The organism is uncultured Alloprevotella sp. (genome assembly GCF_963536905.1).
GTDB lineage: Bacteria > Bacteroidota > Bacteroidia > Bacteroidales > Bacteroidaceae > Alloprevotella.
Genome location: NZ_CAUTBW010000075.1, coordinates 1 through 7,433, shown reverse-complemented (window position 1 = coordinate 7,433; position 7,433 = coordinate 1). Strand labels below are relative to the sequence as shown.

Annotated in this window: 4 protein-coding genes; all 4 read right to left on the bottom strand. The window is 37.2% G+C overall.

Translation table 11 applies throughout. The features are described from left to right. On the bottom strand, positions 1-249 hold a 249-nt coding region (locus ABLA33_RS09750), incomplete at its 3' end, for a DNA-directed RNA polymerase subunit omega (protein ID WP_347720156.1). Between the two features lie 72 nt (positions 250-321). Further along, positions 322-1,149, bottom strand: coding sequence for an outer membrane protein assembly factor BamD (bamD, locus tag ABLA33_RS09745; RefSeq protein WP_347720155.1), 828 nt, complete (start codon positions 1,147-1,149; stop codon positions 322-324). A gap of 217 nt (positions 1,150-1,366) precedes the next feature. Next, on the bottom strand, positions 1,367-2,773 hold the full coding sequence (gene mnmE, locus ABLA33_RS09740) for a tRNA uridine-5-carboxymethylaminomethyl(34) synthesis GTPase MnmE (protein WP_347720154.1): 1,407 nt from the start codon (positions 2,771-2,773) through the stop codon (positions 1,367-1,369). 69 nt (positions 2,774-2,842) lie between these two features. Next, on the bottom strand, positions 2,843-7,132 hold the full coding sequence (locus tag ABLA33_RS09735; protein ID WP_347720153.1) for a translocation/assembly module TamB domain-containing protein: 4,290 nt from the start codon (positions 7,130-7,132) through the stop codon (positions 2,843-2,845). Between the last annotated feature and the right edge of the window lie 301 nt (positions 7,133-7,433).

Here is a 7,433-nt window from a genome sequence, read left to right as displayed (position 1 = left end):
AGGAAGTTTTTCGTAGTAACGAGAAATCTCAATTTGCTCGCGGTTTTCAAAGGTCTCTTCTAAATTGTCATTAGTTTGAGCAAACTCTTTCAACTTTTTGCTCAAATCTTCCTTCATCTGGGCTGCAATCTGATTAGCGCGCTTCGACATAATGACAACGCTTTCGTAGACATTTCCTGTACCACGGGCAAAGTCCATAATGTTGTGCGTGACTGTGTTTGTGGGGGCTTTGCTGTTTTTGTAATCCATATTCGTATTCTTTATTATATTCTTTTTTTGAAGTGTCTAGTGGGAGCAAAACGAAAGAAGAAAGGCTTCGTCTTAATTATTTGTAGAACGTTTATATTTTACAGGAGTTTTGTCGTAATAAGCCTTTGCATCCTTAAGATATTTAGACTCAGGATATTCATTCAAGAATCCATAATATTCATCTATTGCATCGTTGAAGCGTTCTTCTTGTTTTTGAGCTATACTATTATGAGCATAATCGAACTTAGCTTTCAGAATAAGATATGCTAAATCCTCGCGACGCTTTGTGTAAGGGAAATCTTTGATTGCATTTTCGGCTGTTATGATACATGCTTCATAGTTACCATTTACGCCATTGCCAATATAAGAACCTAGGTCGTAATACAATTTAGCATTGAGATATTGTTTCTCTACAAGTTTATCTTGTAGTTCGAAAATACATTGTTGCGCATTTTCTCTAAGATGACTAGCTGGATAAGCGTCTAAAAACTGCTGAAACTGATTAACGGCTTGATAGGTAGCTGTTTGATCTAATTTAGGTTCTGGAGTACCTAAATATAGAGCCATACCTGTGTTGAATTTAGCCTCTTCTGCATAAATTCCTTTAGGGTAGGTTTCATTATACTTCTTAAAGTAGGTAGAAGCAGCATCATAGTTTTTGGACTTTAAAGAGGTTAGCCCAAGTAGATAAAGACTTTCTTCTCCCTTATTAGAGCCTTTCATGGCTGTTAACACGTTTTGCAAGAGATAAGAAGCACTATTGTAATGTCCTTCAGCATAAAGCTGTTTGGCAGCTTCATACTTATAGTCATAGTCAGATGACTTCAAAAGATTGTTTGTTTCGTTACATCCCGTCAAAAAGAGTGGGGAAATGAAAATATAGAGTAGGGCCTTGCGCATATATGTTGAAACACTTTTGGAAAGCAAAAGTACAAATTTATTTCTTATTGCATCTGCTTTTTATAAATTATTAAGTTGCTTAGCTTTCAGGCTATGCACTTAGGCGTGTTTATGAAAATCTTTAAAGATCAACAGCTAGTCTGATTCGATAACCAAGCTTGTTCATCAGTTTTGCTATTGTCTACTTCTTTGCTATTTATTTTTCGATGCAAAAAGATTACTTTCCCACACAAAACTTGGAAAATATATTGGAAAGGACATCTTGAGTGTTTACTTCTCCAACAATCTCAGAGAGCGCGCGAATACAGTCGCGCAAATCTTCACTGATAAGTTCCCCCGACAAACTAAGATTGAGGGCGGAAATAGCTTGCGCAATAGATTTTTGTGCACGATTAAAAGCTTCGTAGTGGCGAAGATTTGTCACGATAACGGACGAGGAGGCCCCTTCTATCTTGGTGCGGTCAATGAGTGTAGGGAAAATGTTTTGAAGGCGGGAAATATCTTTCGTTTGATGAGCACTTATCATAATTTTACGAGTGTCTTTGGGACAGCTTCTGAGTAATTTCTCTACGCTTTCTTTAATCTTCGCTTCACCTTGTGGAGTGTCAGCTGCTAAGTCGCATTTGTTGATGACTAATACCAATTGCTTATTCTCACAATGAGGGAGAATTTGTTCAGATAAATCTTGAACATCATTTTCAAGAAGTAACGCATCTATAACCCATAGTACGATGTCGGCCTTTTCTAGTTGGATATAACTTCGTTCAATTCCTAAGCGTTCTATTGTATCTGTAGTACTGCGTAAACCGGCAGTATCAATGAATCTGAATGGAATTCCTTCGATGTTTACAACGTCTTCAATAATATCTCGCGTAGTTCCATGAATATCGCTGACAATGGCTTTCTCTTCTCCTACTAGTGCATTCAATATTGTAGACTTCCCAGCATTGGTTTGGCCAACGATAGCTACAGGTATACCATGTTTTATAGCATTTCCTAAACGGAAACTTTTTAACAGGTGAGTGATGTGATCATTGATATCTGTGGCGATATTGGTGAGTTCTGTTCGATCTGCAAATTCTAGGTCTTCATGGTCTGAAAAGTCAAGTTCTAACTCCAATAATGATGTCAGGTGTAGTAACTTATCTCGAAGTTTTTTCAGAGCGGTACTGTAGTTTCCTCGCATCTGGCTCATAGCCAAGTGGTGAGTGGCTTGGGTTGACGATGCTATTAAATCTGCCACAGCTTCTGCTTGACTAAGATCCATCTTTCCATTAAGGAAGGCACGTTTTGTGAATTCTCCAGGTTCAGCCATTACGCAGCCTGCTTGAATGAGTAGTTCAATGCAGCGTTGTAGTATGTATTTAGAACCGTGGCACGATATCTCCGTCGCATTTTCTCCAGAATAGGAGTGTGGCGCATGAAAGATGCTAACCAAAACTTCATCCAATATGCTATCATTGTCTATTATGCGTCCAAAGACTATAGAGTTCGCTGGGCGATTTATTAAGGGACGGTCAAAGACGTGTTCTGTAATTTTAATAGCCTTAGGTCCTGATACACGTACAATACCCAAGGCTCCTTCTGGAGCAGTTGCTATGGCACAAATGGTAGTATTTTCCATTATTTTCTAGTAGCTTATTTATCAGTTCAAAAAAAGTGATAAAGGAGTGCCGCTTTTCTACGACATAATTTAATTGTGAGTGCTAATGTTTCCTTTTCTTTGTGAACGTGAAGGTCTCAACCAGCGAAAGAGTTCTCCTACTTTATTAAAATTGCGTTTAAGCAAAATTCCAATTCCTTGTGTAGTAAGTGTAGAGCGAGTAAAGTATCTATCGTTAGTTTCACTGTATGCTTTCAGACTCACGCCTCCTCCTTTGGTTAGGATATATTGTGCATCAAAGTCACCCACAAAGTTCGTTGTGTTATAGGTGTTATCTCGGTAACCAAAGTTGCCGTTGATAAGTAGTCGATTATTGAGCAGACGTCCACTTAATAGCCCCTCTATTTCCATTGTATTAGTACCTAAAGATCCTGTTGATAGATTTGCACCAAAAGTCCAGTTTGAACTATTTATGGCGCTGGAAATGATGCTATTAAGTTGGTTTGAAAGAGTGGATGATAGAAATGATTTCATTGCTGCTCCTGTTTGTGTTTCATTGCTGTTTGTTGCAGTTTGCGAGTAGTTTGGAGCGTAGAATCTGCCAACCCCAAGAAGATAAATGATTTGCATGTTCATATCTTCTTCTGTTGCGATAAGATGTCTTACCATCTGCTTCTCGTCTTCATTTACATTTGGTAAATCAAGATCAAAGTTTACTTCTGGGTTCTGTACTTTGCCATGGAAATTCAATAAACAATTTACACGCGTAGTATTTGTACTGAAGTTTCTTCCGATATTTAAGTCGGCAAGTGAAGCTGAGTTGATGGCATATACAGCTTGCATATTTAAGTCGCCCTGATACGGATCACCGTTGAAGATTATTCTACTGCCTTGAGTAAAAGAAAAGTCTTTCCGTATGACATTTTGGATACTCATTTTATAAGTTCCATTCTCAACAGTATATGTTCCATACATGTTAAAATTACCTTTATTATAATAGTTGACACGTATCGGACCATTTCCATGTACAGTAATGGCATCACCTGTTTTTTCGTCCATGACAACCTTGATTGTTGCATCAGGTGTGACGTCGAAAAGCATATTCATACGGATGTTGGTAGAACTGCTCTCTGTGCTGTCCTTAGGTGCTTTTGTTGGTTTTTGTTTTTCGAACGACAACCGCGAAGAGGATTGTACACTATCATTGCGCTCTGCAAATCTGATGAAGGGCACATTGGTAAAATTATCAGGACTATTGACTGTGTAAGTAAAGATAGTTCCTTTTTCTGGATGCATGTTCAGATCTATTTGCAAATTATTAGGAGCGCCTTTCAGTGCCATGTGTCCTGTTCCATAAGCTGTCGCGTAGAAGGGTAGGTCTACATTGGGAGGTTGGTTTAAAACTAGTAGCCGTTTTGCTTCTACATCAAAGTTGTAGCGCAAATTCTTTAGGTGCGTATGTTGTAGAGTACCATTCACCGTTCCGTCTCCATCTTTTTCATCAGAAACCGTAAAGTTATGGAAGGAGAAGATGCCTGGTTGAATTGTTACATGTCCATTATTTACAAGATATGATGCTCCTGTTGCTTGTATTTTTGCTCTTGCCCACACATCTATTTCTCCCTCAAAATCTAATTGTTTGAGCGGGCCAAAGATGCGGCAATGTCCCGTTCCTCTGCCTTGAAAATTATCAAAGATATCACTGATGTAGCGATTCAGAAATACTAAGTTTGTTTTCTTACTATTTATATCCAGTTGTAATTGTTTGTGATGTAGATTAACGTATCCTTTTACTTTTGTTCTTGCTGTATCTCCTTCAACGATATCTCCATTCAGATTGATTTGTTTATTAGGGAAATCAAAGCCTCCTTGCAGATGTAATTTGCCGAGAAATTCATCATTTAGATGGAAGTCGGGGATGTATAAATCTGCAGAAAGTTGGTTACCTCTTTGATCGTGAGAAATACTTGCTGTTCCTGATGCTTTTCCGGCAAAGTCTACTGCGTGGAAGTCCACAAGATTCATAACGTAAGCTACATCTATTTTTTGTAGTTGAGCGTAGATAGAATCCTCCGGATTAGAAGATAGTTTTCCAAAGATGTTTAATTTTTGATCGCTATGTCTTATTGAAAAAGCTCTAATGTCAAGATTCTGACGCGTATAAGTAAGTTGTCCTCTATCAATATCCCAGATACTATCTCCTATGTGAAAGTTTGTAGGATGAATATCTATGTTAATAAGCTTTCCTTCGTTTGAGAAATTGGTAGTGAACTTTAGTGAACCTCCTATTTCATGATTTATATATTCGTCCCAATAGATATTTGTCAGCATCTTTCCTTTTTCTGCTTTTCCGTCAATTACCACTTGAATATTGGTTTCTTCAAAGGTTTTCTTTGCTTGTAGTAATAGTTTAGCGCTATCTTCTTTACTGTTGAAATACAGACTTATATCTTTTAATTCTAGTCCGTCATATATGACGTCTTTTGTATCAAATGTTATGGATGTTGCATTGCTCTCGTGATTAATGTAACCTCGGAGTGTTGCAACATTTGAAATGTAGATGGGGATATTAAGGAGTCGGCGAAGAATATCTGTTTTCTTTACTTGTACATTAAATGCCCATTTCTCTCCTTTTTCTTTGTCTGTCAATTCTATAAGCCCTCGAACAGATTTTGCTAAAATATGGAAAATACTCTTTTTGAGCTTTTGTAAATCCATCGGTCCTTGTATATCTGCATCTGCAAAGTCGCTTCTTAGGTGTAAAGACTGTGTTGTTGTGGATATATTTAGTTGCTGACACTGATAGGTGGAATCATTGTCAAACATGCTGAAATTTCGTATTTTTACTTGAGCAATAGGATTTTGTAAGTTTAAATCTTTCAATGTACCTTCAAGCGAAGTGGCAAAGCTGGCTTTCCCAAAATGTTGTGTCAGATGTAGAGATGCTGGATTCAGTTTATGAATGTCTGCCTTTACGCGAATATTGTAAGGAGTTAACTTTTTGAGATTACCTTCTATATTTACTCCCAGCAACATATTGGGATCTGTTGATTTTAGGCTTAATTCAAAATATTTATTTGCTAGTTTTAACTGACTTGTAATGCCGTGGTAGAGATAGTTTTTAAGTTCAAACTTCTCTATACTAATATTAGCATTGCTTTTGGGTGTCTGCTTATTTAGTAAAATTTCTCCTTGAAGATTGAATGTGATTTGAGAAGGTAGGTCTTTCTTTCCGACGATTTCTGCCAATGCGAAAGCTTTCCCTTTAACGCTCCCTGATAATCGTTCGTCTTTATAAGTTAACGCTTCGTTGAAACTCCCTACGCCAGTCTTCAATAAGCCTTTAGCCGAATAGGATTTACCGAGTTTTATTCGTATAATGCCAGAGTAATCAATGTTACCTACCCGAGAAAAGATGGCAGGTGTTTCTTTGTGACTGAAATGCATGAAGAGTCTCTGCCCAAGTCTCTGTGTTAGTGAGAATTGATGGATGTTAAGTGCTAAATCATTAATTTTTCCATTCGTTCTGTTTAGTGTAAAGGAAGCTAATAGATTTAGATGCTCATTTTTGTTTTTTATTTGAATGTTGTTGAAGCTTAACCTGTTGTTATTTATAGAGTAATAGGTTGCTAAAGAAAGAGTTTCTTTAAGTCCTTTGAACTGTGGGATGGCAAATGAAAAGTCTTCAGTTGATAGTTGGGCCTGATCTATGGCACCTCGGCATGTAAGGGTATATCCCAGCGTTTGTATTGAGCTATCATCATATGTAAAAACAATACGGCTTTGATTTATATAAGAATTTGATAGTCGTAAATCGAAGTTTGTCAGTATAGCTTTATGATGGTTGGCAATAAGGCGGAACGTTAGTTTTTTAATGTCTAATCCGCTCTGTTCTTTAAAGGAAAGAGCACGCACGCGGAGATTGATACTGTCCAGCGTAAGGCGTTTTAAACTGATATTGGAACTAATATCTCTTATCGAAAGGTGTGAAAAATTAATTTTTCCTGGACTCTGTGCTTTGTACCATTCATTCCAAGTGACATTGACACGACGCAAGATAACACTGTTGATGCGAAGATTTAGTGCTTCTTCTTTTTTCTCTTCTTTTGATTTCAGTGCATCGATGATGAATTGGAAATTCGTGGGGGAGTTTGCCGCTTTCTTATAGAGTTGTATGTTCGCATCTAAGAGCGACACCGTTCTTAGGGAGATTTCCCCCCATAATAGAGGTTTGATTTCAAATTTAGTTGTTGCCAAATCGCATCCAAGCAAGAGTTGCTGACTTTGGTCCTTTATGTTTAGATCTTTAATGATGACACGGTTAAATAATCCGATGTTGATATTACCAATAGTTACCGTAGTGTGTAACTTCTCCGACAATGTATTTTGGATGGCATTTGCTATGATGCGTTGGGTAGGAGAGAAGTTAATTACAAATAGGATAAGTAGGTAAAGACTAAGTACTATACCTACTATCCATTGTATTATTTTTCCTAATGATCTGATTGCTTCAAAAATTTATAAGGCAAAAATACGAATTTTACGTGACACATTTATACTTGCAACATCTTTTCGAGTTTCTTCTTAATTTAATATAGTTTTTTATTATAAAAAATCAAAACCCCAATTCGGGATAAGCAGTTCTTCTTTTCCTCAAAAAAGTTTCAATAAAAGCCTAAAA

Bases quoted from the DNA above. Each gene is read 5' to 3' on its own strand.
- bamD (WP_347720155.1), bottom strand. From the start codon at position 1,149: ATGCGCAAGGCCCTACTCTATATTTTCATTTCCCCACTCTTTTTGACG.
- mnmE (WP_347720154.1), bottom strand. From the start codon at position 2,773: ATGGAAAATACTACCATTTGTGCCATAGCAACTGCTCCAGAAGGAGCC.